Source organism: Sulfurospirillum diekertiae (assembly GCF_002309535.1).
In the GTDB taxonomy this organism is placed as follows: Bacteria; Campylobacterota; Campylobacteria; order Campylobacterales; family Sulfurospirillaceae; genus Sulfurospirillum; species Sulfurospirillum diekertiae.
On record NZ_CP023275.1, the window covers coordinates 1,635,178 to 1,660,062 of the forward strand.

The following is a 24,885-nucleotide window of genomic DNA, read 5'->3' on the forward strand; positions in this document are numbered from 1 at the left end:
AAACATGAAAGAAATACCATTTTATAAACCATTTATCGATCAAAGAGAAAAAACACTTATCAATGAAGTTTTGGATTTGGAAAAAGCTAACAAAGTCGAAACACTCGAGAAAGAGTTTATAAAATATACTAACTGTGGCGATGCCATCTCAACGGTGAATGGAACAGCTGCCATGCATCTTGCTATGTGTGCCTTAGATCTTAAACGCGGTGATAAAATTATCTGTTCGGTCAATGCTTTTCCTTCCGTTGCAGAAGTGGTTCGTCACTTTGACGCTGAACCTATTTTTGTGGACATTGATAAAGATGATTTCAACATCGATATTGAACAATTAGAGAGTGTCCTTAAAAACAATAAAGCTAAAAAACTTAAAGGTGCATTCATCAGCCATATTGCTGGGCAACCTGCTGAACTTTCAAAAATCTATGAGTTAGCGAAGCAATATGACATTAAAATTGTCGAAGATGCAACAGCAGCACTAGGTGCTACGTATAAGGGACAAAAAATAGGCGCTCTTGACGCCGACATTACCGTTTTTCGTTTCAATCCACAATCTAATAATTCTGTATCCAGTGCTGGTATTATGACGACTAAAGATCCTGAACTTTCAGAACGTGCACGGCTTCTTCGTAACCATGCCCTTGTCGGAGACGGTTGGGACAAATTTGGTAACCTTGGTTATGTCTATGATGTGGTTGATATTGGATTAAAATATGACCTCAATGAACTTAATGCAGCTTTTGCAATCGGTCAATTGGAAAAAAATGAAAGCTTTATTGAGCGAAGACTCGAAATTGCTGATATTTATAACCGTGAGCTTGCCTCATGTCCACATGTTTCTACGCCGATTAAAAAACGTGATCATACTTATGCACAGTACATCATCAAAATTGATAAAAATAGAGATAATTTTGCAAAAGAGCTTAAAGAGCGAGGTATTTACACAGGTCTTCACTACATCCCATTACACCTGTTAAGCTACTATAAGCATAAATACAACTTGCGTGTCAATGATTTTCCAAAAGCACTCAGTAATTATCAACAAATTTTATCACTACCAATCTACTCAAGCCTCAGTGATAAAGATGTTCTTCACATTTGTGAACAAATCAAAGAGATTGCTAAGAACCGTGTTTAACCGTTCACGTTTTGTTCTATGGGTAGAAGCCTATCTCTTCTACCCAACTTCTTTATTTCAACGATTTTTATCTTATCTGTTCCTACCATTAAGTGCCCTTTACTGCACTATTGTTTTATCAAAGCGTTTTTTTGGCAGGAGAAGAAAGCTTTTTTTTACAATTCCTATCATCAGTATTGGCAATCTTACCGTTGGTGGCAATGGTAAAACACCTTTTTGTATCGCTTTAGCCAAAGAATACTCTGATGTTACTATTGTTCTTAGGGGATATGGGCGTAAATCGCATGGACTTATTTTGGTCTCAGATAATGGGCAAATCATGTGTGATGCAATGGCTAGTGGTGATGAAGCAATGCTGTATGCCAAATCTTTACCAAAATCAACCGTTATTGTGAGTGAAGATCGTGTGGAAGCCATTCGCTTTGCAAAGAAAAAAGGTGCAAAAATTGTCTTTTTGGATGACGGTTTTTCCAAAAGTTTTATTCATAAAATTGATATTTTAGTCAAACCAAATCCCGAACCAACAAACAATTTTTGTCTCCCCAGTGGACCATATCGTGAACCAAGATTTCTTTACCAATATGCTGATCTTGTTATCTCAGAAGATATGGATTTTAAACGTCATGTTGAGGTCATTAATCCTAGTGAAAGAATGCTTCTCGTAACAGCTATCTCCAAACCTAGTCGTTTGGATGCTTATCTGCCCGACAATGTTGTTGGAAAAGTTAGTTTTGAAGACCATTATATGTACTCAGAAAAAGAGCTTGAAATTCTCCTTCATGAACATAAAGCGACGACCATTTTAACCACACAAAAAGATGCTGTTAAAATGGCTACCTTTGACATCCCACTCTCTCTTCTTAAACTTGAAGTCGAAATCTTCCCTAAAACACTCGCAAAAATAAACACACTTTTAGCTCCTAAACGCTAAAATAAGGCTTTAACCTTTATACAAGGATTTGCTGTGCAACATAAAATACACCAAGCACAAATCTTGATGGACGCATTGCCGTACATTAAACTTTTTAATAAAAAAACCATCGTCATTAAATACGGTGGCGCCGCACAAATCAACCCCGAACTCAAAGAGCAGTTTGCAAAAGATATTGTTCTACTTTATCTTGTGGGAATCAAGCCTATCATTATCCATGGCGGCGGTAAAAAAATCAATGCCCTACTCGATAAACTTGAAGTTAAAAGTAGCTTTGTGGATGGACTTCGTGTGACAGATGATCAAGTGATGGAAGTGGTCGAAATGGTGCTCAGTGGAAGCATCAATAAAGAAATCACGACCCTACTTAATCATCATGGCGCCAAAGCCATTGGCATTACGGGCAAAGACGCCAATTTTATCCATGCGCGCCCCATGGATGATGGTAAATACGGACTTGTAGGCGATATTACAAAGATCGACAAGAAAGTGCTCAAGCATCTTATGCGTGAAAAATTCATCCCTGTCATCGCCCCCATTGCAGCGGGTGATGATATCAATCATCCCGGTTATAACATTAACGCAGATTTAGCCGCCAGTAAAATTGCTGTTGCAATGCAAGCCAAAAAAATCATCTTCCTCACAGACACCCCTGGTGTTTTAGATAAAGAGGGAAATCTCATCTCCAGCCTTGATAAAACCAAAATCAAAGCCCTTAAAAAAGATGGTACGATCAGTGGCGGAATGATCCCAAAACTAGACGCGTGTTTAGAAACTGTGCGCGGAGGAGTTGAATGCGCACACATCATTGATGGAAGAGTTCAACACTCCATTTTATTAGAGCTCTTTACCAAAGATGGTATTGGCACGATTATTAAAGAATAAAATTAAATTCTGTCAACGTTGTTGGCAAGCTTCAGTGCCGAGAGGCTAACGTAGCTAAAAGAGCTTTGCTTTTTTAGTGTATAGAAATTAGTAAGGATGAGTATGTTTATTGAAACCCGTGGAAATGATGGTATTAAACCAAACAAAGTTCCCTTTTCATTTGCTATTTTAAACCCAAGCGCAAGCTTTGGCGGACTTTATGTGCCAGAGAACCTCCCTAAAATTGACCCAGACTTTTTAGAGAAGGCTTCAAAAAAAAGCTATAAAGAGATCACGCTTGATATTTTAAGACTCTTTAAAATTGACATTGAAGAAGAGGTCATGCAAAAAGCCGTTGCATTGTATGATGCCTTTGATGATGCTAGCGAGCCTACACCTCTGGTTCAAATTGAAGATGACTTGTTTGTCAATGAACTCTACCATGGTCCAACACGTGCCTTTAAAGATATGGCATTGCAACCTTTTGGCTACATTCTCTCGCACCTTGCGCAAAAATTAAACGAGCAGTATCTCATTCTTGCAGCAACCAGCGGCGATACGGGACCTGCCACATTAGATACGTTTGCCAATAAACCCAACATCAAAGTCGTCTGTCTCTATCCTGATGGTGGAACGAGTGATGTCCAACGCCTTCAAATGACCACACAAAAGAGCCCAAATCTCAAAATCATTGGTATTCATGGCAATTTTGACGATGCCCAAAATGCGCTCAAACGCTTGCTCGCATCGTCTAGCTTTAAAGAAGCATTGAGTACCAAAAATATTAAACTCAGTGCTGCTAACTCGGTCAATTTTGGACGTATTATTTTCCAAATCATTTACCATATCTACGCTTATGTCGCCTTGCTCAAACAAAAGAAAGTAGAACTTGGAAAGCCCTTTTATACGATCATTCCTAGTGGAAACTTTGGTAATGCCTTAGGTGCGTATTACGCGAAAAAAATGGGTCTTCCAGTTGAGAAAATTCTGATTGCATCCAATATCAATAATATTCTTACTGACCTTATCACCACGGGTGTTTATGATCTTCGAAATCGAAACCTCCTTCAAACAACTTCCCCTGCAATGGACATTTTGATCTCTTCCAATATTGAGCGTGTTTTGTTCGATAAATTTGGAGCCGTTCGTACCAAAGAGCTTATGGAAGACCTTAAAGAAAACAAACTCTATACATTAAGCAAAGAAGAGTTAGCAAGCTTGCAATCAGATTTTGAAGCCGTTTACTCCGATGATACCTTTGGTAAAGACCAAATCAAACATTATGCCAACCAAGGCTACATCATGGATCCTCACACAGCAACGTGTCTTAAAGCCTATCAAGAACTCAAAGCTAAGCCCCTTCCGTGTGTCCTTTGCTCCACAGCTGAATGGACTAAATTTGCTCCAACGATGCTGAATGCTATTAACCAAAACAGCGTAAAATACAACGATAAAGAGGCACTTGAGGGCATCAGCAACGCTTTACATGTAAAGATTCCAAATTGCATCAACACTCTCTTTAATGAGCCCGTCATTCACGATAAAGTCGTTGCAAAAGAAGGCATTGAGGCAGAAATTTTTAATTTTTTAAATCATAAGGCAAGTAAATGATCATCATCCCTGCTCGCCTTGCTTCCACACGCTTTCCAGGTAAAATATTGGCCAATATCCATGGGCTTCCGATGGTCATTGCAACCGCAAAACGTGTACAAAATCTTGATGATGTTGCCATCGCTGCCGATACAAAAGAAGTCGTTCAACTCGCTTCTGATTATGGGTTTAAAGCCATCCTCACCTCACAAGATCACCAAAGCGGAACAGATCGTATTAATGAAGCAGCTTCTAAACTCAATCTTTCAGAGAATGAAATTATTGTCAACGTACAAGCCGATGAGCCATTTATTGAAGAAGCTGTTGTCAAAAGTGTCATTGAGCGAGCGAAAAATACCGACGCGATGATTACTAGCGCGTGTAAGAAAATTGATCTTAACCATGTAAAAGATCCAAACCTCGTTAAAGTCATTTTAGATACTAACAAAAATGCTATTTATTTTTCCAGAAGTGTGATTCCCTATGACCGTGAAGGTGGATTTGAGGGCTATTTTGGTCATATTGGTCTTTATGCGTTCCGTAAAAAAGCACTTCAAACCTTTTGTACTCTTCCCTATGCACCTCTTGAACATATTGAAAAGCTAGAACAGTTGCGTGCTATTTACCATGGCTACACGATTGCAATGGTGGAAGTGGAAAGTCAAAGTTTCGGAATTGATACGCAAGAAGATTTAGAGCGAGCACTACGTTTTTTTCAATAAACAATAAAGAGAGCTATGAATCTCTCTTATCGTTTAAACGGCTACTTGCTCAAAAGTATCTTTTTCGTGGTCGAAAAGATACGCTTCCATTGGGTTTTCACCCACTTGAAAAATAATCCTACATGACTCAAAACCCGATTTTTTAAGCCCTTTTTCAACCACTTCTAAGATAAAGGCGCGTGTACTAAACATATGGGTAGTTGTGTTGCCTTCATAGGCAAATGCTTCGTTAGGAATAGGTGTAAAGCCCTCTTTATTGAGATGTTTTTCAAAAACAGTTTTTTCATTTAAGCCTTCGACTTCGACAATCAAAATAACGTTCATTTAAATTCCTATTTTTTCAAGATGCGCTAAAAATTCATCAGCATTTTTAAACCCAACCAGACGAAACTCTGCGCTCTCTTTACCCTCTTTAAAAAACAAAATGGCAGGAGGACCGTAAATCGTAAAAGCTTTTTGCAAAGCTTTATCCTCTTCACTATTTTTTGTCACATCCACCTTTAAAAGCGTGAATTTTTCAAGTTTTTCTTTCACGTTAGCGTCACTAAAGGTAAACTTTTCAAATTCAACACAATTCACACACCAATCAGCATAAAAATCTACCATCACTGGTTTTGGGCTATTTTTAATGGCATTTTCAAGCTCACTTAGATTTTTAACCTTCGTAAAAGAGGAGGAAGATAATGATGAAGGCACAGTCAAACTCTCTTTAGCTATAAATTTTTCAAAAGGTGCTAAAGGATTGCTTGCCCCACTTAAAAAGCCAATGAAAAGGGCTACACCATATACAAGTATTATAAAGAGAAGGCTTTTAAATATTTTTTGCCACCCTTTTGTATGCTCGTTTAGAGGTTCAAGTGCACCAAAGTAAATCGTAGCGCTAATAATCAATATTGCCCACAGAGCCATACTAACAAAGCTTGGGATAATGCGCGAAAGCATCCAGATAGCAACACCTAACAGCATCACACCAAAGAAGACACTCACATTTCGCATCCACATGCCAGGACGTGGCATATATTTACCCGCCGTTGTACCCAACAGAAGCAGAGGAATTCCCATGCCAAGACTCATGACAAATAAAGCACTTCCACCAAGCAAGGCATCACCACTTTGCGAGATGTATATGAGAGCGCCAGCAAGAGGTGCTGCCACACAAGGGCCTACAATGAGTGCGGATAAAAAACCCATAACCGCAATGCCAATAATTCCTTTAGCTTGCGCCTTTCCAGTTTTTTGACTTACTCTATTTTGAATAAAATTTGGCATCTTAATCTCATAAAAACCAAACATTGAAAGCGCCAAGATAACAAAAACTGCACTGAAAATACCAATCACCCAAGGGTTCTGCATTGAAACTTGTATGTTCGCACCAAAAAGTGCTGCAAGAACACCCGCAATAGTGTAAGCCAAAGACATGGCTAAGACATACACTAAAGAGAGTAAAAAACCCTTTTTAGCGTTCATTGACATACTAGGCTGTGAGACAATAATGGAAGAGAGTATAGGCACCATCGGAAAGACACAGGGTGTTAATGAAAGTAAAAGTCCAAAACCAAAAAAGCTGAGCAAGACAAAAATGATATTGTTATTCATAAAACTTTGTGCAATTTCATCTTGTTCTGAGAGAACCGTCTTATTTTGTGCGACAATAAGAGAGGAACCCATAAGATTAAATGTAAATTCTTTGATAAGGGGTTGATAGCAAATACCAAGTTCTGAACAACCTTGATAGGAAAGTTTGAGCGTAAAATTGCCTTTTTTGACCTGATCTTCCAATAAGCTTTGTGGGACAAAAAGCTCAAAAGACTTTCGTTGCGTTACATAGTCGTGAAAGTTCTCTGCTTTAGGTCGTTCAACCCATCCGGTTATGTCAACCACTTTAGGTTGAGTAAGTTCTAATTTGATCTTATCATCGTACATATAAATTTTATCGCCTAAAGCAATACTGATAATAGCACCATGAAGAGTGTGTGTTGCAGTGACTTTAAAAGCTTCTTCTGGTGTTAAAACCTTTGGCTTTTCGACACCAAAAAGAGAGACCATTAACAAAAAGAACAAAGCAGAATACCGTAAAATATGTTGCACAAAAGCACCTTTTCTAAAATAATTGTTTATTGTATCAAAGAACTCTAAATGTTTTTTAAATTACAACGATTTTAAGAGTATTATAAAGCATTACATGTAAAAGCAGGAGCAGAATATGGGCAAAAAGAAAAAAGAAAAAATAGTCCTCCAAAATGAAGAACTGATCATGGATAAAGAACCCATAAAAGAGAAAGATGACAAAGTCCAAATTTGGGTTAAAAAAAGCGAACTCAAATACGAAAAAGATTTAAAGAGACTTCAAATTGAACTGCTCAAATTCCAAAATCACGTCAAAGATAAAGGGCTCAAAGTGCTTATTATCATTGAAGGGCGTGATGCTGCGGGGAAAGGTGGAACGATTAAACGTATTACAGAGCACTTAAACCCTAGAGGAGCTAGAATTGTCGCACTCTCTAAGCCTTCCGATACCGAACGCTCACAATGGTATTTCCAGCGTTATACAGAGCACCTACCTTCTGCTGGAGAAATCGTACTGTTTGATAGATCATGGTATAACAGGGCTGGTGTTGAGCCTGTCATGGGATTTTGTACCCAAGAAGAGCATAAAGAATTTTTGCGTGAAGTTCCCAAATTTGAAACCATGATCGCAAATGCAGGCATTATCTTTTTCAAATTCTATTTTTCAGTGGGTAAAGAAGAGCAAGCCAAACGTTTTAAAGAGCGCAAAACAGACCCTCTCAAACAGTTTAAACTCTCTCCCGTAGATGAGAAATCACAAGAACTATGGGATCAATATACGGTTGCAAAATACTCCATGCTTTTAGCTTCTAACAATCCTAAATGCCCATGGACCATTATTCTCTCTGACGATAAGAAAAAAGCGAGGATTAACACCATTCGACATATCTTGCAAAATGTTGATTACCCCGATAAAATCAAGAAAAAACACTTAGCAACCGACAACTCTATTGTACGTTCAGGTAAGCAAGAGATAGAGATTATGGAAAAAAGCTTACCAAGCGAAAACTTGTCTCACTTGAATGGATAAGCTTTACATGTAAAAAGGTTTGAGCTAGCGTAAGTGTTTGATGAGGAGTTTAATATAGTCTATATCAAGCTTATTTTTAGACTCTTCTTGAATTAAGGATAAAGCATTGTAGGTACTGTAAGCACCTCTGTAAGGTTTTAGTGTAATCAAGGCATCAAATATATCGCAAATAGCAATAATTTTTGCAAATGAACTGATACGAGAACTATCAATTCCACGAGGATAACCACTTCCATCTAACCTCTCATGATGCTCTTTGATTGCATTAATGACAATTCTATCTTTTAAGCCACTGCGTTTGACTAATGTGACACTCGCGTCAACATGTGTCTGAATTTTTTTAATTTCACTCTCACTCAAAAAATCAGGCTTATTCAACAATTCATCATCTAGCTCATATTTACCAATGTCGTGTAAAATTGCACCTAATACTAATTTTTTCTGATCCGTCATATCAATGCCGATTTGACTTCCAAGAATCGAAGCAAAAAAAGCAACTTTAATACAATGCGCGGATAAGGAATCTTTTTCATCTAAAAAGTCATTGAATTTTGAGAGTGTCACACGTTCTTGATTGACGACAAATACCAATTCTTCTGCTAAAATATCAATTGCTTCTATCGGGAGATATTTTTCTTCTTTATCCTTGATCCAAGCATCAAAAAGAGATTTGGAATGTGTATATATCAGCTTTAATTTTTCAGTGATAGCTTGAGTTTTTAATACAATCTTATGAATATCAATACAATTTTTGACAGCTTCATCAAAACTATACAGCGTATCTTCTTCGGATATATTCCCTATTTTATGAACAGTTTCATCATGATATACCTTGTACTTTGGATAACTCTTATTTTCTACATAAATTTGTAAATCAGGGTTACTTAGCTTTTGATATATCTCTTCGTTTAAAAAAGTCCCACTTTCGATTAAAATGACAAAGCCATTGAATCGTTGAATGTAGCAATCAAAATCCAAGACCGTTCCACGTCTAAAAGCCCTATTATCTATCGGAGTAAATCCATGATTTAAAAATATTTTAACTACTTTGCTCATAACACGATACCTTAACCATTCACTCTTCAGCGCATTTCTATTTTTTGATGGCAGGTATTATATCATGCAAAAATGAAATAAATAGGATTATTTGTTTTGTTGAAAATAATGAAAGGGAAAGAGCTTCTCCTAGCCGTATTTACTGACCATAAATACGGCTAAGATAGTAAAAAAAGAGGTTATTATTCTACTTCAGCGTCGATGACATCGTCATCTTTTTTAGCTTTTGGTTTTTCACCGCCAGCGGCACCCGCTTCACCTTGATCTTTTTTGTACATTGCTTCCGCAAGTTTATGGCTCGCTTCGCTTAGAGATTTGACTTTTGCATCGATTTGCTCTTTTGTTGCACTCTCATTTGCAAGAACTTCTTTAAGTGCTTTAAGCTCTGCTTCGATTTTTGTTTTCTCTTCAGCACTGATGGCATCACCCATTTCACCTAACGATTTTTCTGTTTGGTGAGCAAGTGCATCGGCTTGATTTCTAGCATCAACCGCTTCTTTACGTTTTTTGTCTTCTTCTTTGTGAAGTTCAGCATCTTTAACCATTTTCTCAATTTCAGCATCATCCAATCCTGAACTACCAGAGATTTTGATCTCTTGTGCTTTTCCTGTTGCTTTATCTTTTGCAGAAACAGTTAAGATACCATTCGCATCGATGTCAAACGCAACTTCGATTTGTGGCACACCACGAGGAGCTGGTGGGATGCTCTCAAGATTGAACTGACCAAGTGATTTATTATCTCTTGCAAACTCACGCTCACCTTGTAGAGCATGAATAGTAACCGCTGGTTGGTTATCTTCTGCGGTTGAGAACACTTGAGATTTTTTAACAGGAATCGTTGTACCTTTTTCAATGAGTTTCGTCATGACACCACCCAAAGTCTCAATACCAAGGCTTAGAGGCGTAACATCTAAAAGAAGAATATCTTTGACATCACCCTTAATAACGGCACCTTGAATTGCTGCACCAATGGCGACAACTTCATCAGGGTTCACAGATTTATTAAGATCTTTTTCAAAGAATTCTTTGACTTTTTGTTGAACCAAAGGAACACGCGTTGAACCACCGACCATAACGATCTCTTTAATTTCAGCTTTTTTTAAATCAGAGTCATTAACAACTTCTTTGATTTTTTTAATCGTAAGTGCAACTAAATCTTCAATCATAGATTCAAATTTAGCACGAGTCAATTTTTTAACCAAGTGTTTAGGACCGGTTGCATCCGCTGTGATAAATGGTAAGTTAACTTCTGTCTCATTGGAAGATGAAAGCTCTTTTTTCGCATTTTCAGCTGCTTCTTTAAGACGTTGAAGAGCCATAACATCTGATTTAAGATCAATACCATTGTCGTTTTTAAATTCAGAAACCAACCAGTCAATTAATCTGTTATCAAAGTCATCACCACCTAAGAAGGCGTCACCACCGGTTGCTAGAACTTCAACAACATTATCACCTGTTTCAAGTACCGTAACGTCAAATGTTCCACCACCCAAGTCATAAACAACAATTTTCTCAGCTTCTTTTTTATCCAATCCGTAAGACAAAGCCGCTGCTGTTGGCTCGTTGATAATACGAAGAACGTTCAAGCCTGCAATCGTACCTGCTTCTTTGGTTGCTTTTCTTTGGCTATCATTAAAGTACGCAGGAACAGTGATGACCGCGTCTGTTACTTCTTCACCAAGATACGCCTCAGCATCTTCTTTAAGTTTCATCAACACTTTTGCGCTGATCTCTTGTGGCGTATACACTTTACCATCGATTTCAATTGCACATGCGCCATTTCTATCAACAATAGCATATGGAAGACGTTTTTTAGCTTCAATCGTTTTCTCTTCATTACTCATAAGACCCATAATTCTTTTAATGGAATAGATGGTTCTCTTTGGATTGGTGACTGCTTGACGTTTTGCTGTGTCACCAACTAAAACCTCTTCTTTATCGGTAAATGCAACAACAGATGGGGTTGTGTTTTTACCCTCTTTATTAGGAATAACTTTACTCTCACCGCGCTCATAGACAGAGACACATGAGTTTGTGGTTCCTAGATCAATACCAATTACTTTTCCCATTTTTTATCCTTTGATTTTTATTTTTACTCTTTTTTAAATGCGAACAGAGTCCATCTTCAATTCATTACACTAAAGCACAACCTAACGGTCGTATTTTAATTTTATTTGACGATACTCACCATTGCTGGTCTTAAAATACGATCTTTAATCTTGTAACCCTTTTGGAAAACCTGTAAAATCTCGCCACTATTTTTCTCCGCGCTTTCTAATTGCATAACGGCTTCATGGAAATTTGGATCAAATGTTCCATCAATCGCAACCAATTCAACACCGTGTTTTTCAAACGCTTTGCGAAATTGATCAATCGTAAGGCCTAAACCCTCTTTAACTTTTTCTAAAAGCTCACCACTCTCAATCTCTGTGTTACTTCCTGCCAAAATTGCCATTTCTAAAGAGTCAATGACAGGTAAAAGGTCCCGTGCAAACACCTCGTGTGCATACGAAATGGCTTGCATTTTCTCTTTTTCCAAACGTCGTTTCATATTGTCGAAATCAGCATTTGCTCGTAAATATCTATCTTCAAGTTCGGCAACTTTAGATTGGAGTTCTTCGAGTTCACTTTTTTGCTCACATTCGCATTCGTCGTCTTCTTGAGGCTCTGAACACTCAGGAACGATCTCAGCAGAAACATCAGAGACACCCTGTTCCTCTTTTAATTTTTCATCCACGTTTTACTCCTTCACTTGATTAAAGAACTCTTCGAAATCACTCTCAATGCGACCAAAGCAGAAAAAATCTACTGTTGTATCTTCATCTTTGAGTTGTGCTTTTTGTTTGATTGCCATGCATCCTTGAGGAACAAAGCCATCAAAGTAGAGTCCATCGGTAATAGATTCTACAAAATGAAGCGTTTGAAACCGTTGGATAAACGCCTCATTTTGGAGTTCTTGTGCAATAGAGTACATTTCTTTCTCCCCTTCTCTCAAAATGGGTGCTTGGGAAAAAATAGCTGAGAGTTTTTCATGCAACTCATACAATCCTACTTGTGCTGAGATGTCTTTGAGTTCGCGCATTTGACAGCCAACGAGTCGTTGTAAAAACTGCTCCACTTTAGCGTTAAACTTTAAAACAACCTCATGTTCATCAAACACTAAAATCAAAAAACGATTCTGCACCGTTACTAACTCCTTAAAAGGAGAATTGGCAGTTTTTTCAACAATACAAAAAAGATTGTGTTCGTGAGATGAGCGTTTAATTTTATCAATATTTTTAATTTCTAAAGGATGCGTTGGATCCAATTTTTCTTGCCAATATCCCATTAAAGCACGATGCGTTGGTACACGGCCACCACTTACATGTAATTGCTCAAGTGAGCCCACATCAGAGAGCTTTTTAAAATAAATACGTATGGTTGAAGGAGAGATACCTAATGTCATCTTCATCTGTAATTCTAAAGATCCAATAGGCATTCTTGATTTAAGGTACGTCTGAATAATGGCATCTAAAATCAACTCTTGCTTCGAAAGTTTTTTCATTTTTAGCACTCTTAATGTTTAATTGCTGAAGAAATTATACAACATTGAGTGTATTGATGTCAAGTAGTAACTAAAAAGAGCATGGGTATAGGGTTTACATGTAAAGGCAAAGCCCTCTAAAAGGGCATAGTGATTTAATATGGAAAAGTTTAAAAGAAGTAGAAATTAACGAATGGGATGTTTAAGACGTTTTTTATTGCGCATTAAGAGAAGTTTGATGAAATGTTTGATTTCGCCTTTACTCTCTTTGAGCTTGGAGAAAAAAGTTTCTTTTTCAGTAATGGTAGTGAAGATGTCATTTAAAGCTTGTCTTTCATTTTGGGACAACGTACTCACTTTTCATCCTTTAGTTCATGTGCTATGCGTTGAATTAAACGCAAGGCATCGCCCTCTTCCAGTTCACCAAGCATTTTAAAAATAGCTGATGCTGCTTGAGGTTGTGAATTACCAAGTTTCCAGTCTTGGTACGTTCGCATCGATACACCCAATTTATCTGCCATCTCACGCTGAGAAATCTTCTTGCCTAAAAATTTAGACTCAACAGCATTATGAAGGAGATTAAAAATATCGTTTGTTTTCATGTATAGGATTCTAGCTAAGGCTGGTTTAATTATACATAAATACGATTATTTTATAAGTTATTATATCTAAAAAATATCATTTTAGTGTATTTTTACTACATAATTTTGTTAAAAAATACTTTTATTTAAGTTTTTTACTCATTTAATGTTTATTTTTATACAGTTTTACGTATATTATATAGAAAAATATTGAAAGAGTAAAACATAAGAGTTAATTTAGATACTTAGATGTTAATGTGGTTAAAGCAATTTTACATGTAAAGAGGGGAAAGAAATGAAGGGTAAAAAGAAGAAAAGTAGGATGGAAATTCCATCCTACTGTAAAGCACTGACTATTTTTTATTATCTCTAATAGAAAGCTCTTTAATGATTTTGCTGTATGTTACAAAATCTTTACGTTTAAGATATTGCATCAATCGTTTGCGTTGACCGACGAGTTTAAGAAGTCCTAGTCTTGAAGAGTGATCTTTTTTATTACTCTGAAGATGTTCTGTTAAATCAACAATTCTTTTAGAAAGAAGCGCGATTTGTACCTCTGGAGAACCTGTGTCTCCCTCTTTTCTGCCAAACTGACTAACAATTACTTGTTTTTCCGCCGAACCTAAAGCCATAATGACCTCCTGATTGGTATTTGATTTTTTGCTTTTAAACAAAAGCTTGAAATTGTAGCTAAAAAAATTAAAATTGTCTATGGGCATTCTGCCATCACCTTCTATCTTCAAAAAAGCTTCTGAGACAACTTCAAGTCTATCAAGGATTTAGGAGTTATTTTCCTAATTAAAGCTAAATATAACGTTTATTTAGTACAATATTTATCTTATTTAACCAATAAATATGTTCGAGGGAAAACTATGTTATTAACTAAAGCGAGTGAGTATGCACTGCTATCATTGATTATTATTTCTCAAAAGAATAGCCCACAAGATGTTGATACCCTCTCCAATCAACTCGGTATTTCCAAGAGCTTTTTAGCTAAAATCCTTCAAGCGCTTGCAAAAGAAAACATTCTCAGCTCTTTTAAAGGTGCTCATGGTGGTTTTATGCTTGCACAAAAGCCAGAAAATCTCACACTCAAAATGATTGTCGAATGTGCTGAAAAAAAGCAAACAATGGTTTTTGAATGTTCTCCTTCAACACAAAAATGCCCTGGTGGCAAAGGGACATACTGTCGTGTTTGGCCAATTCTTAATAAGCTACAAACGAAAATTGATCTATTTTTGGATAATATGACACTTAAAGATATTATTGAAATTTAAGGGTGTTGATTGGCTAAAAATCAAAATGCGCTCTTCGCTAGGGTTATTCCTTACTTAGAGCCTCTTGTCAAAGCAAAAGATCTTACTGTTGTTGTTTTTATCGTCTCTATTATGGCGATTATTATTGTTCCTCTTCCAAGTGCCATACTCGATTTTTTCCTAGTTATTTCACTCTCTATTTCCGTTTTGATTATTCTGATTTCGCTTTATATTCCAAGGCCAACCGATCTTTCAACTTTTCCAACACTTATTTTGATCATCACACTCTTCCGACTTTCTTTAAACATTGCAACCACGAGAATGATTCTTACCAATGGACATTTAGGGCCTGATGCTGTGAGTGAAATTGTCTCTAGTTTTGGGCAGTTCGTTGTCGGTGGTAATTATGTCATCGGTGTTGTTGTCTTTACCATTCTTGTTTTAATTAACTTTATGGTCATTACTAAAGGTTCTACAAGGGTTGCAGAAGTTGCAGCACGTTTTACACTCGATGCGATGCCTGGCAAGCAAATGGCGATTGATGCTGACTTGAATGCTGGCTTGATTGATGAAAAAACGGCACGTAAACGTCGCGAAGATATTATTCAAGAAGCCAATTTTTATGGAGCCATGGACGGTTCGAGTAAGTTTGTTAAAGGTGACGCTGTTGCAGGCATCATCATCACTATTATTAACATTATTGGTGGTTTTTTAATTGGTTCATTCCAACACGGACTTGATCTTGGAACCAGTGCACAAACCTATACCATTCTTACTATTGGTGATGGTTTGGTTTCACAGCTTCCTGCCCTCATTACTTCAACCGCTACAGGTATTTTAATTACGCGTGCCAATAAAGCAGATGATGTCAGCTTCTCTGATGGTGCTGTTCAACAACTTTTTGGTGAGCACAAAACACTACTGATTGTAGGTTTTATTTTGGTCTTATTTTCTCTTGTTCCAGGACTTCCAACGCTTTCGCTTATGTTTGTTGGAGCTATCTTTTTGGGACTTGGTTATCTTGTCAAACAAACCAATGATGGAAGCTTCTCATTTCAAAAATTCTTTGCTTCTACTCCTGTTGCTATGCAAAAAGCGAAACAAGAAGCCGACAGTAAAGCACAAGCCAGTGCAGCACCCAAGAAAAGCCCAGAAGAACTACGTAAAGAAGAAGAAACAACGCTTAATGATATTCTTAAATTGGAAATCTTGGAGCTTGATTTGGGTTATCAACTCATCAAATTGGCTGATCCTGCGCAAGGCGGTGATCTTCTTGACCGCGTTAAAAGTATGCGTCGTAAAATTGCCTCTGATTTTGGCTATCTCATTCCACAAGTCAGAATTCGTGATAACTTGCATCTAAGCCCTAATCATTACCAGCTCTTACTAAAAGGTATTGAAATTGGCAATGGGGAAATTTATCCTGATAAATTTATGGCAATGGATAGTGGATTAACGATCGACAAAGTGCAAGGAATTCCAACTAAAGAGCCTGCATTTGGGCTGGATGCCATCTGGATTGAAGCGGCATTAAAAGAAGATGCCATCATTAAAGGTTACACGACGGTTGATCCAGCAACCGTAATTTCAACCCACTTAAGCGAATTAATCAAAAAATATGCCGAAGAGCTTCTTACCCGTCAAGAAGTTCAAAGTCTTATTGATAAATTGCAAAAAGATTATCCTGTGGTGGTCAATGACTGTCTCAAAGTGGCCAATGTTGGGCTTATTCAAAAGGTACTTAAAGCGCTTCTTCATGAGAAGATACCTATTAAAGATCTTCTTACCATTGTTGAGACCATCAGTGATGTCGCCGAAGTGACCAAAAATGTCTCAATCATTGTTGAGCAAGTACGTGCTAAACTTTCTCGTGTTATCACAAAGCAATATAAAGATGACAATGGTGTTTTAAAGCTTCTTACATTTAATGCAGGAACTGAACAAAAGCTTTTGGATGCTCTTAGAGAGCGTGATGGCGTACGTGATCTTGTCCTTAACATTGGTCAAATCAATACACTGGTTAAAGAGTGCAGCGATGAAGCAAGCAAACTACTGCATAAAGGCGTTGCTCCCGTTGTCATTATTGTTGACCCACTGCTTCGAAAGTCACTTTCTGATATTTTCGAAAAATTTGGACTTGATATCGTCGTTCTCTCCCATGCGGAGATTGATTCAAGTTCTAAATTTGAAGTCATGGGTTCTATCGAAATAGAAAAGCTCTAAAACAACCAATACACACATCACTAAGCATTAAGGACTTTTATGAACCACAAAATACATCACCTTTCACACACCGATTTAGATGGCTATGGCTGTCAAATGGTAAGTGCCCATTATTTTAATTCAATCGCTTTTTATAACTCAAATTATGGTAAAGAGATCAATGAATGTTTTAATCAAATCTTAAATAACATTCAAACCTCTCCACTACAAAAACATGTCATTCTTATTACCGACCTTAATCTTACTATGGATCAGGCAAAAGAGTTTGAGTCCAAAGTCAGTATCTGTGATAAAGAGATTATGCTATTTGTTCTGGATCATCACAAAACAGGTCAAGAATGTGCGGATGCTTTTGAATGGTACTTTTTAGATTCTAGCCGTTGTGCAACTAAAATCACTTATGACTTTTTCAGCGCCCTCTACGGTGCAGACGAGAAGCTAAGCAAATTTGTTGATGTCGTCAATGCTGTGGATATTTGGCTTGAAAATGAGCCAGAGTTTGAACTAGGAAAAGTATGTATGGGACTCGTTAGTGGCGCTAAAGAGGTGAACAAAGTGATGTTCCCTGAAGAGAATAGCCACTACATCTTTTCACTCCTAACAAAAGCGCAAGAATACTTTACATGTAAAGATGCTCATATTGCTTTAGATGATGCCATTCATAACATTAAAAAGCAGTTTTTTGTAACAACCGCGAACAATACGCTCAGCAATTTAGTCTCTGCGTACAATGTCATTTTACTCACAAAAAATAGAGAGAGAATGCAAATTATGTATAAAGAAGCCAAGGGAATTTTAACGTACAATATTGGGAATGTTTCTGTTATTGGCAATGACTTTTTAACCGCCAATCCTGATCTTGACTTTTTTATGGATATTACCTCAAAAAAGACCATCAGCCTACGTTCAAATGGTAAAGTAGATGTCAGTAAAATTGCCGCACAAATCGCTAATGGTGGTGGTCACCACAATGCTAGTGGCGGACTTCTCAGCAATTTTAAAGATGCTTTTATCTATGATACTATCAAATCACAAGTGATGAGTATCATCGCGAATAAAGGATAATCATGGAAGCCAACAAACTCAAACAAGAGCTCGAGCGTGCGGAAATTGAGATCGAGGAGATGTCAATGCAACTGGCTGACATGCTTGGTGCTGCACTCTACTTTGCAGGCGCAAAAAAAGAAGATTTACCCAAAGCCATTGATCTTTACCTTAAAGGACTGGATGAAGTGTTTGAGGATGAAGACGAAGATAGTGAGATGGGTTTTGAAGAAGTTGTTGAAGTCATTGAATATATCAAAGCTAAAAACCCTAAACTTTTTCAACACTAAGCTGTGTAGAGAACTTTTCTCTACACTCTATACCTTTTTTTTAGCGATAAATGTCGCAAAATTTCCCCATTTAAAAATTGTTTCTATCGTTGAAAATCCCGCATTTTTGAGCATAGCTTTGTTTTCTTCTTCCGTATAAGGAATCAGTACATTTTCTAATGCTTCACGTTTTTGAGCAATTTCAAATTCGCTATAACCTTGCTGACGTTTAAAATCATAGTAAAGATCTATCATCTGTTTATTGAGTTCTTTATCTTCAAATACAATTTTTTCACTAAAAACAAACAGTCCATTGGGATTGAGCGCTTGATAAATTTTAGCCACAAAATCTGCACGTTGAAGTGGACGAATAAACTGAAGCATGTAATTGGCAATAACTGCATCCTTGGAGCCTAAATCAACTTGTGTCATATCTGCTTGTATAAACTCCACTGTTGCCCCATACGCATGCACCTTTTGACGTGCCAAATTGAGCATTGCTTCGGCATTATCAATGCCTAAGAGATGGTAGCTTTTATCGCTTTTTTTATGGAGAGCCAAGAGTGTATTGGCTGTTGAACAGCCAAGATCGACAATCTGTGCTCCCTCCTTTACATGTAAACAAATCGTTTTACATGTAAGATCAACGACCTCTTTATAAAAGGGAATTGAGCGCTCAAGCATATCGTCAAAAACGACGGCAACATCTTCATCAAACTCAAATTGTTTGGTAATTGGTTTGGTAAATACTTTATCCATTACAATCCATATCCATAGCATTAAATTCTTTTAAATTATAACAAAATATTAGTTAGTATTAAGCATTCACTTCTTATACTGTCACTACTTTCGCACAGGTACACCAATGAACAAACAGCTCCAAGAACTTACCGATTTAACGATTAAAGAGATACTTAACCTTGAAATTGTTTTGCCTGAAATTTACCGTGACATTTTTTATACCAAAGCCAAAGAACTTGGTATCAAAGTGAGTGACATTGATAAAGAAGCCGCTTTGATCTACGCTTTGCAAAAAATTCAATATATTCAAAATGAGACTGAACGTTCAACATCAGCGCTCAAAGAAAATGTTGTCAATGCACGTATTGCCATTGAAAATAAAGACAATATGGCATTGCAATTTATTGAAAACAATATGATTGAGTTAGAATTCAAAATTGCTTCCTTGCAAGAGGAGCTTTATGTGGACGAGCTCACACGACTTTACAATCGAAGATGGCTTTTTGAAAAATTCCTCAAAGACGATCACTTTATCAGTAATGGTCTTTTAGCATTTATTGACATCAACGCCTTTAAAGCCGTCAATGACAAATTTGGACATCTTGTGGGTGATAAAGTCTTACATGTCATGGGAAAAGTGCTTAAAAAAGTACACAATACAACTGCTATTCGTTTTGCAGGAGATGAATTTTTGATACTTCACAACAGCGAAAATGAAGAAGAAATACATAAAATTTTACATACTGTCAATCTTAACCTCAAAAAAACACCTTTTAAACACAATCAAGAAATCTTTTATATTGATTTTTCATTTGGTGTTGCACCTTTTAAAGCCAAAGACTCTTTTAAAAGTGTGCTTGAAACAGCTGATCTTAAAATGTACGATTATAAGAAGTCATTTAAGTAAACTTTGCACGTTCCCAGCTGTTTTCTAGCATCTTTGATGTCTTTTTCGATCTGAAGTTTGAGATCAGCAAGCGTATTGAATTTTTGATTATCGCGTAAAAACTCTACAAAAAAGAGTTCAATCGTTCCATGAATTTCCACAAGATTGTGATCTAAGATATGCGTCTCAACCGAAAACTGACTATCCGTACTGGTTCGCACACCAATAAACGAAACGGAATCATAAATGCTCTGGGCGATACGTGTACGTGTTGCGTATACACCTTCATGAGGGATGAGATACTCTAAGACTTTCATATTCAGTGTCGGAACCAGCTCTTTTTTTCCAAGTCCCTGCCCTGTAATCACATCGCCAGAGATAGCATATTCACGCCCTAAAAAGCGGTTCGCTTCTTCTAAACGTCCCTCTTGTAAATAAGTACGGATCAAGCTTGAATGCACCGAAATACCGTGGTAACAAAACTCATCGACAATCACCACTTCGCCATCAAAAAATGTTTTGAGATCTTTTGCGGTGCATGAACGATGTTGTCCAAAGCAAAAATCATAACCGACAACAATCTTTTTAAGATTTTTAAATTCATGCTTTAAGAGCGCTACAAATTCAGCTCCACTGAGATGTTTTACTTTGAGAAAATGAAAAAACATGCACGGATACCCTGCATATTCGCTACGCTTAATCCCCGGTGTTAAATTTGCTTGGTCTTTGTCTATGACAAACAGTGCACCATTTTCACCCAATTGATTAAGAAGCTGCCTATGCCCTACATGAATACCATCAAAACTACCGATGGCAAGGGTGTCAACACTCTCTTTTTTTAAAATAGTAGAACGTCTCAACATTCCCCTCTTTCCCTTTTACAAGTGATTCTCTTTTTTCGATAAGTGTCCACCCAAGGCTCACGGCTTGTGACTCAAATAGATAATGTGCGCGCATAATAGCCGAGCCATCTTTAACGACACCTTTTGTGGTACGTTTGACATCTTTGCCTACTTCAAATTGTGGTTTAAACAAAATAATAATAGCAGAATTTGCTAACGTATCGATTACATCTAAAAGAGCACCGATGCCAATAAATGAGACGTCACAACTAACCATATCATAGGTTCGCTCGGGCTTAAAAAGTCGTATATCACTATTTTCATGCAAAATAATTCGAGAATCGACTTTTAGCGTAGGATGGAGCTGTTCACTGCCTACATCCACAGCGGTCACACTCTTTACCTCTTCTTCAAGCCACACCTGCACAAATCCACCTGTGCTACTGCCAATATCAAGGACATCAGCCCCTTTTACATGTAAATCTAATTCATTGATAAATCCACGCAGTTTAAGCCCCGCACGACTGACATATTGCATCATTTTTGTCACATCAACCGTGTCATTCTCTCCAACTTCTACAGAGCTCTTACGCTCTACTTTGCCATTGAGCCATACACTACCCTCTTTAATGAGTTCCGCCGCTTTATTGCGGCTTTGTGCGAACCCTTTTTCAAACACATAACTATCTAGTCTCATTCCACCATCCCATTGAGTTCACTCTCTGAGAGTGTTTTGACACCAAGTTCTTCTGCTTTAGAGAGCTTACTGCCTGCGTCTTCGCCATAAATGACAAAGTCAGTCTTTTTAGAGACACTTCCACTTACTTTTGCGCCCAATTTCTCAAGCATCACTTTGATCTCATCGCGCGGTTGGCTCATCGAACCCGTCAAGACGACCGTTTTGCCCGTAAAAGCAGACTCGGTTATTTCAAGTTTGGAGGCGACAGGCTGAATCACGGCCATTAATTCATAGGTTTCGGTGCGGTTCACATGAATAAACTCCACCAAACTTTTTGCCATCTCTTCGCCAAACCCTTCAAGCGCGATGATCTGCTCATAGCCTGCTTCCAACCACTCCAACCCAAAGGCTCGTGCGATCTTTTTAGCCGCCACTTCGCCGATATGCTCAATGCCAAGGGCGTTAATAAACTTTTCTAAACTTACCCCTTTGCTCTGCTCAATCGCCGCTAGAAGGTTGTCTGCTTTTTTCGCTTTAAAGCCCTCTAATGCGAGAAGTTGCTCAACTGTTAAAGTGTAAAGATCTTTTACATGTAAAACCAATTTTTGCGCATAAAGTTGCTCAACGATTTTATCGCCAAGACCGTCAATATTGAGCGCTTTTTTCGATGCAAAGTGAATCATCGCCCCCACAACCCTCGCATCGCACGAGAGATTTTGACATTTGATGAGTGCGCCATCATCCAAAAGTTCACTGCCGCACACAGGACAAGTAAGCGGTCGCTCGACTACTTTTTCGCTTCCATTTCGTCGTTCAATCAGCACTTTAATAATCTTAGGAATCACATCGCCACTTCGGATGATAATGACACTGTCTCCTATGCGCACATCTTTTCGCTCAATCTCATCAAAATTGTGCAATGTGGCGCGCTCGACGATAACCCCTTCGATACTCACGGCTTCGACTTCCGCTACAGGTGTCACGACACCCGTTCGCCCTACTTGAAGCGTAATGTCCTTGAGTCGTGTCACTTTCTCAATCGCAGGAAATTTAAACGCCACCATCCATTTGGGGTACTTTACCGTGTAGCCTAGCTCTTCTTGCAAGCTCACATCATCAATTTTGACGACCATACCGTCCATCATCATCTCGATCTCATCGCGCTTTGCTATGAGTTCTGCGTAAAGTGCATGCACATCATCCACGCTTTGAGTGACGACGATGCGAGGTGGTTTTAAAAAGCCAAGGCTGTAAACAAAGCTCATTTTTTGGCTTAAAAAACCCTGTGTTAAGCTATTGACCCCAATGCCCCACGGGTAAAACATTAGTTTTCGCTTCGCCGTAATGCTGGTATCGAGCTGTCTAAGGCTTCCTGCGGCGGCATTGCGAGGGTTGGCAAACAACGCCTCACCAAGACTTAAACGATCAGTGTTAAGTCTTTCAAAGTCTGCTTTTTTGATGACCACTTCGCCGCGAATTTCAATCGGTTCATGATAATCGATGCGCAAAGGAATAGAGCCAATGGTTTTGACATTTTCAGTAACATCCTCGCCAATGCTTCCATCGCCTCGTGTAATCGCCTGTTTTAAAATGCCCTCTTCGTAAATAAGATTCAGGCTTGCCCCATCAAATTTTGGCTCACAGTAAAACGTAAAGCTCTCTTTGACTTTCTTAACACGCTCTATCCACGCATCCAAATCAGCTTCATCAAAGACATCTTCCATACTCCACATGCGCGCTTTGTGTTCTGCTTTATTGAATCCCTCCAATACCATGCCGCCTACTCGTTTAGTAGGACTATTGACATCTGTAAAAAGTGGATTTTCTTGCTCATATTTTAAAATTTCATGATAGAGTGTGTCGTACTCTTCATCACTAGCCAAAGGTGCATCATCAACGTAATACGCCTTTGCCCAAGCATTGGCAAGCTCAATTTTAGCTAAATACTCTTCGTGACTCATGCGATATAACTGCTATAAATAAGTTTAAGAAGGGTAAGTCCGACCATGATGAGGAAAAAGGTACGGATAAACTTTACCTCTTTTTTAATGACCATATTAGAGCCAATATACGCTCCAATAATCTGTCCAAAGCCCATCATTAAACCGACTAAAATCAGCACATTACCACTCCAGAGAAAGACAGCCAAGGAGACAATATTGCTCGTAAAGTTCATCACCTTTGTTTGTGCAGTTGCTTTTTTAAGATTAAAACCAAGCAGTGTCACAAGAGCAATTGTCCAAAAGGTTCCCGTTCCTGGACCAAAGAAACCATCGTAAAAGCCAAGTCCGATGCCAAAGACAAGAAAAAAGAGATGAGAGCCTAGGTACGCATGGCGATCGTTTTCCCCCATTTTAGGTGACAAAAGTGTGTAAATAAAAATGCCTACCAACATGGCAGGAATAATCTTCGCCAAAATGCTCGCATCCATCAGCAAAATGGCGTACGTTCCAATCGCTGCTCCAATGAATGTGTAAATCACCCCAATAAAGACTTCAGACCATGTAATGAAGCCTTTACGGATAAAATTGATCGAAGCCATACCGCTACCAAAGGTACCTTGAAGTTTGTTGGTCGCTAAAGCAATGTGAGGAGGCAGACCCGAAGCCAAAAGTACAGGAATCGTGATAATACCCCCTCCTCCTGCAATGGCGTCAATAAAACCTGCAATAACACCCGTTGCGAGGAAAATAGCGTAATAATAAAACTCAAATTCCATCTTTTTTGATCTCCTCAGTCTGAATGCTTGCTTGTATTGTATCAGGCTCTTCTATCTGCTTGGGTGCTGTTTCCATCACTTCAGGGGCATTTACATGTAAAGATGTTTCTTCTTGCTCTTCAGCTTTATGTGAACTCTCTTGCGTACTCTCATTAGCATCATTGATTTCACTGCTTGGTAACACACTGCTCTCTTCTGAGATGACCGGTGTTTCATCACTTTGAATGTTGGTTTCTTCAAATTGCGCATAAAGTTCTAGCGCACCTTTGGTTGCAGCGGAAACTTCGTTGTAACTGCCATCACGGATATGTCGCCAAATATCGCGCCTTACCAAACTTAACACATAACGTCTGTCACCTCCGATAACGCGTCCAAGTTCATTACCGCCACATTCATGGCATACAAAATAGGTAATTTTATGTTGTAACGTCTCTTCAGAACGACAATTTTCATCATCAACCATCAGCATACTTTGACATTTTGGGCAATAGCACCAAAGTCCAACAACATCGCCTTTTTTATACTTCCAACGCCAAAGCACTTTAAATAAAATGAGTTCACGAAATTTAAAATATTTTGGGCGCATTAAATAACGAGCGACAAAAGGAAAGGCAACTAAAATAATACAAATAGTAATGGCACCGCTATTGACAATCCACTGCGGTATGGCGTAAAGTTCACTAATACGTGTTAAAAGGCTCAATATTTTTTCCAAAAAAGATTC

Annotated in this window: 26 protein-coding genes; 11 read left to right on the top strand and 15 right to left on the bottom strand. The window is 38.1% G+C overall.

What is annotated here, in order from left to right; all coding sequences use genetic code 11:
* Window positions 1-4 precede the first annotated feature (4 nt).
* The 5 genes from SJPD1_RS08495 (at window position 5) to kdsB (ending at window position 5,245) form a co-directional block, all read left to right on the top strand.
* Window positions 5-1,138 (top strand): DegT/DnrJ/EryC1/StrS family aminotransferase, encoded by a 1,134-nt coding sequence (locus tag SJPD1_RS08495; RefSeq protein ID WP_096046772.1) that lies wholly within the window; start codon window positions 5-7, stop codon window positions 1,136-1,138.
* A complete protein-coding gene (locus SJPD1_RS08500) occupies window positions 1,119-2,069 on the top strand; it encodes a tetraacyldisaccharide 4'-kinase (protein ID WP_338055364.1) in 951 nt (316 codons plus the stop codon). The genes SJPD1_RS08495 and SJPD1_RS08500 overlap by 20 nt, the downstream gene beginning before the upstream one ends.
* Window positions 2,070-2,102: 33 nt before the next feature.
* Window positions 2,103-2,954: an acetylglutamate kinase gene (gene argB / locus SJPD1_RS08505; RefSeq protein WP_096046774.1), complete on the top strand. Its 852-nt coding sequence runs from the start codon at window positions 2,103-2,105 to the stop codon at window positions 2,952-2,954.
* Between the two features lie 102 nt (window positions 2,955-3,056).
* A complete protein-coding gene (gene thrC / locus SJPD1_RS08510) occupies window positions 3,057-4,544 on the top strand; it encodes a threonine synthase (RefSeq protein WP_096046775.1) in 1,488 nt (495 codons plus the stop codon).
* Window positions 4,541-5,245: a 3-deoxy-manno-octulosonate cytidylyltransferase gene (gene kdsB, locus SJPD1_RS08515; protein ID WP_096046776.1), complete on the top strand. Its 705-nt coding sequence runs from the start codon at window positions 4,541-4,543 to the stop codon at window positions 5,243-5,245. The genes thrC and kdsB overlap by 4 nt, the downstream gene beginning before the upstream one ends.
* Before the next feature lie 33 nt (window positions 5,246-5,278).
* Here kdsB and SJPD1_RS14535 read toward each other — a convergent pair whose 3' ends face one another.
* Window positions 5,279-5,569 carry a hypothetical protein gene (locus SJPD1_RS14535; RefSeq protein WP_168171345.1) on the bottom strand — a complete coding sequence of 97 codons (291 nt, stop codon included), beginning with the start codon at window positions 5,567-5,569 and terminating at the stop codon, window positions 5,279-5,281.
* Window positions 5,570-7,333 carry a protein-disulfide reductase DsbD gene (gene dsbD, locus SJPD1_RS08520; protein WP_168171346.1) on the bottom strand — a complete coding sequence of 588 codons (1,764 nt, stop codon included), beginning with the start codon at window positions 7,331-7,333 and terminating at the stop codon, window positions 5,570-5,572.
* 163 nt (window positions 7,334-7,496) lie between these two features.
* Here dsbD and ppk2 point away from each other — a divergent pair, with 163 nt between their 5' ends.
* Window positions 7,497-8,342: a polyphosphate kinase 2 gene (gene ppk2, locus SJPD1_RS08525; protein ID WP_226372295.1), complete on the top strand. Its 846-nt coding sequence runs from the start codon at window positions 7,497-7,499 to the stop codon at window positions 8,340-8,342.
* Window positions 8,343-8,366: 24 nt separating this feature from the next.
* On the opposite strand, the gene SJPD1_RS08530 is transcribed toward ppk2, so the two are convergent.
* From SJPD1_RS08530 to rpsO, 7 genes are all read right to left on the bottom strand, one after another.
* On the bottom strand, window positions 8,367-9,398 hold the full coding sequence (locus tag SJPD1_RS08530; protein ID WP_096046777.1) for an HD-GYP domain-containing protein: 1,032 nt from the start codon (window positions 9,396-9,398) through the stop codon (window positions 8,367-8,369).
* 182 nt (window positions 9,399-9,580) lie between these two features.
* Complete coding sequence (gene dnaK / locus SJPD1_RS08535) at window positions 9,581-11,467, bottom strand: molecular chaperone DnaK (protein ID WP_096046778.1); 1,887 nt, start codon at window positions 11,465-11,467, stop codon at window positions 9,581-9,583.
* 101 nt (window positions 11,468-11,568) lie between these two features.
* Window positions 11,569-12,084, bottom strand: a complete 516-nt coding sequence (grpE, locus tag SJPD1_RS08540) for a nucleotide exchange factor GrpE (RefSeq protein ID WP_369805716.1) — start codon at window positions 12,082-12,084, stop codon at window positions 11,569-11,571.
* Window positions 12,085-12,138: 54 nt separating this feature from the next.
* Window positions 12,139-12,942 carry an HrcA family transcriptional regulator gene (locus SJPD1_RS08545; RefSeq protein ID WP_096046780.1) on the bottom strand — a complete coding sequence of 268 codons (804 nt, stop codon included), beginning with the start codon at window positions 12,940-12,942 and terminating at the stop codon, window positions 12,139-12,141.
* A 165-nt stretch (window positions 12,943-13,107) separates the two neighbouring features.
* Window positions 13,108-13,278 carry a hypothetical protein gene (locus tag SJPD1_RS14540; protein ID WP_167749077.1) on the bottom strand — a complete coding sequence of 57 codons (171 nt, stop codon included), beginning with the start codon at window positions 13,276-13,278 and terminating at the stop codon, window positions 13,108-13,110.
* Complete coding sequence (locus tag SJPD1_RS08550; RefSeq protein WP_087438788.1) at window positions 13,275-13,523, bottom strand: helix-turn-helix domain-containing protein; 249 nt, start codon at window positions 13,521-13,523, stop codon at window positions 13,275-13,277. The genes SJPD1_RS14540 and SJPD1_RS08550 overlap by 4 nt, the downstream gene beginning before the upstream one ends.
* Window positions 13,524-13,855: 332 nt before the next feature.
* Window positions 13,856-14,134, bottom strand: coding sequence for a 30S ribosomal protein S15 (gene rpsO / locus SJPD1_RS08555; RefSeq protein ID WP_087438789.1), 279 nt, complete (start codon window positions 14,132-14,134; stop codon window positions 13,856-13,858).
* A 240-nt stretch (window positions 14,135-14,374) separates the two neighbouring features.
* Between rpsO and SJPD1_RS08560 the strand changes: the two genes are divergently transcribed.
* From SJPD1_RS08560 to SJPD1_RS08575, 4 genes are read left to right on the top strand one after another with little or no spacing between them, the layout of a single operon-like run.
* Window positions 14,375-14,779, top strand: a complete 405-nt coding sequence (locus tag SJPD1_RS08560) for an RrF2 family transcriptional regulator (protein ID WP_087438790.1) — start codon at window positions 14,375-14,377, stop codon at window positions 14,777-14,779.
* A gap of 9 nt (window positions 14,780-14,788) precedes the next feature.
* The gene (flhA, locus tag SJPD1_RS08565; RefSeq protein ID WP_096046781.1) at window positions 14,789-16,981 is read left to right on the top strand and encodes a flagellar biosynthesis protein FlhA; all 2,193 of its coding nucleotides are present in this window, start codon (window positions 14,789-14,791) and stop codon (window positions 16,979-16,981) included.
* Between the two features lie 39 nt (window positions 16,982-17,020).
* Window positions 17,021-18,046 carry a DHH family phosphoesterase gene (locus tag SJPD1_RS08570; protein WP_096046782.1) on the top strand — a complete coding sequence of 342 codons (1,026 nt, stop codon included), beginning with the start codon at window positions 17,021-17,023 and terminating at the stop codon, window positions 18,044-18,046.
* Window positions 18,047-18,048: 2 nt separating this feature from the next.
* Window positions 18,049-18,315, top strand: coding sequence for a hypothetical protein (locus SJPD1_RS08575; RefSeq protein WP_087438793.1), 267 nt, complete (start codon window positions 18,049-18,051; stop codon window positions 18,313-18,315).
* A gap of 27 nt (window positions 18,316-18,342) precedes the next feature.
* Here SJPD1_RS08575 and cmoA read toward each other — a convergent pair whose 3' ends face one another.
* Window positions 18,343-19,053 (bottom strand): carboxy-S-adenosyl-L-methionine synthase CmoA, encoded by a 711-nt coding sequence (gene cmoA / locus SJPD1_RS08580; RefSeq protein ID WP_096046783.1) that lies wholly within the window; start codon window positions 19,051-19,053, stop codon window positions 18,343-18,345.
* A gap of 106 nt (window positions 19,054-19,159) precedes the next feature.
* Between cmoA and SJPD1_RS08585 the strand changes: the two genes are divergently transcribed.
* The gene (locus tag SJPD1_RS08585) at window positions 19,160-19,942 is read left to right on the top strand and encodes a GGDEF domain-containing protein (protein WP_096046784.1); all 783 of its coding nucleotides are present in this window, start codon (window positions 19,160-19,162) and stop codon (window positions 19,940-19,942) included.
* Here SJPD1_RS08585 and SJPD1_RS08590 read toward each other — a convergent pair.
* Genes SJPD1_RS08590 through SJPD1_RS14735 form a run of 5 tightly spaced genes read right to left on the bottom strand, consistent with a single transcriptional unit; the run spans window position 19,921 to window position 24,876 of the window.
* Window positions 19,921-20,784, bottom strand: a complete 864-nt coding sequence (locus tag SJPD1_RS08590; RefSeq protein WP_096046785.1) for a bifunctional riboflavin kinase/FAD synthetase — start codon at window positions 20,782-20,784, stop codon at window positions 19,921-19,923. The genes SJPD1_RS08585 and SJPD1_RS08590 overlap by 22 nt on opposite strands.
* On the bottom strand, window positions 20,744-21,460 hold the full coding sequence (gene tlyA, locus SJPD1_RS08595; RefSeq protein WP_096046786.1) for a 23S rRNA (cytidine-2'-O)-methyltransferase TlyA: 717 nt from the start codon (window positions 21,458-21,460) through the stop codon (window positions 20,744-20,746). The genes SJPD1_RS08590 and tlyA overlap by 41 nt, the downstream gene beginning before the upstream one ends.
* The gene (gene ligA, locus SJPD1_RS08600; protein ID WP_096046787.1) at window positions 21,457-23,403 is read right to left on the bottom strand and encodes an NAD-dependent DNA ligase LigA; all 1,947 of its coding nucleotides are present in this window, start codon (window positions 23,401-23,403) and stop codon (window positions 21,457-21,459) included. The genes tlyA and ligA overlap by 4 nt, the downstream gene beginning before the upstream one ends.
* Window positions 23,400-24,161: a TSUP family transporter gene (locus SJPD1_RS08605; protein ID WP_096046788.1), complete on the bottom strand. Its 762-nt coding sequence runs from the start codon at window positions 24,159-24,161 to the stop codon at window positions 23,400-23,402. Before SJPD1_RS08605 ends, ligA begins: the two co-directional genes overlap by 4 nt.
* The gene (locus SJPD1_RS14735) at window positions 24,151-24,876 is read right to left on the bottom strand and encodes a hypothetical protein (RefSeq protein ID WP_226372176.1); all 726 of its coding nucleotides are present in this window, start codon (window positions 24,874-24,876) and stop codon (window positions 24,151-24,153) included. The genes SJPD1_RS08605 and SJPD1_RS14735 overlap by 11 nt, the downstream gene beginning before the upstream one ends.
* Window positions 24,877-24,885 lie beyond the last annotated feature (9 nt).

Excerpts from the sequence above, each read along its gene's own strand:
- SJPD1_RS08590 (WP_096046785.1), bottom strand. The coding sequence starts at position 20,784 with ATGTTGAGACGTTCTACTATTTTAAAAAAAGAGAGTGTTGACACCCTT.
- rpsO (WP_087438789.1), bottom strand. The coding sequence starts at position 14,134 with ATGGCTTTAGGTTCGGCGGAAAAACAAGTAATTGTTAGTCAGTTTGGC.
- SJPD1_RS08550 (WP_087438788.1), bottom strand. The coding sequence starts at position 13,523 with ATGAAAACAAACGATATTTTTAATCTCCTTCATAATGCTGTTGAGTCT.
- ligA (WP_096046787.1), bottom strand. The coding sequence starts at position 23,403 with ATGAGTCACGAAGAGTATTTAGCTAAAATTGAGCTTGCCAATGCTTGG.
- SJPD1_RS08570 (WP_096046782.1), top strand. The coding sequence starts at position 17,021 with ATGAACCACAAAATACATCACCTTTCACACACCGATTTAGATGGCTAT.
- SJPD1_RS08530 (WP_096046777.1), bottom strand. The coding sequence starts at position 9,398 with ATGAGCAAAGTAGTTAAAATATTTTTAAATCATGGATTTACTCCGATA.
- thrC (WP_096046775.1), top strand. The coding sequence starts at position 3,057 with ATGTTTATTGAAACCCGTGGAAATGATGGTATTAAACCAAACAAAGTT.
- SJPD1_RS08585 (WP_096046784.1), top strand. The coding sequence starts at position 19,160 with ATGAACAAACAGCTCCAAGAACTTACCGATTTAACGATTAAAGAGATA.
- dnaK (WP_096046778.1), bottom strand. The coding sequence starts at position 11,467 with ATGGGAAAAGTAATTGGTATTGATCTAGGAACCACAAACTCATGTGTC.
- tlyA (WP_096046786.1), bottom strand. The coding sequence starts at position 21,460 with ATGAGACTAGATAGTTATGTGTTTGAAAAAGGGTTCGCACAAAGCCGC.
- SJPD1_RS08495 (WP_096046772.1), top strand. The coding sequence starts at position 5 with ATGAAAGAAATACCATTTTATAAACCATTTATCGATCAAAGAGAAAAA.
- SJPD1_RS08560 (WP_087438790.1), top strand. The coding sequence starts at position 14,375 with ATGTTATTAACTAAAGCGAGTGAGTATGCACTGCTATCATTGATTATT.
- cmoA (WP_096046783.1), bottom strand. The coding sequence starts at position 19,053 with ATGGATAAAGTATTTACCAAACCAATTACCAAACAATTTGAGTTTGAT.
- SJPD1_RS08545 (WP_096046780.1), bottom strand. The coding sequence starts at position 12,942 with ATGAAAAAACTTTCGAAGCAAGAGTTGATTTTAGATGCCATTATTCAG.
- SJPD1_RS08605 (WP_096046788.1), bottom strand. The coding sequence starts at position 24,161 with ATGGAATTTGAGTTTTATTATTACGCTATTTTCCTCGCAACGGGTGTT.
- kdsB (WP_096046776.1), top strand. The coding sequence starts at position 4,541 with ATGATCATCATCCCTGCTCGCCTTGCTTCCACACGCTTTCCAGGTAAA.
- SJPD1_RS08575 (WP_087438793.1), top strand. The coding sequence starts at position 18,049 with ATGGAAGCCAACAAACTCAAACAAGAGCTCGAGCGTGCGGAAATTGAG.
- SJPD1_RS14535 (WP_168171345.1), bottom strand. The coding sequence starts at position 5,569 with ATGAACGTTATTTTGATTGTCGAAGTCGAAGGCTTAAATGAAAAAACT.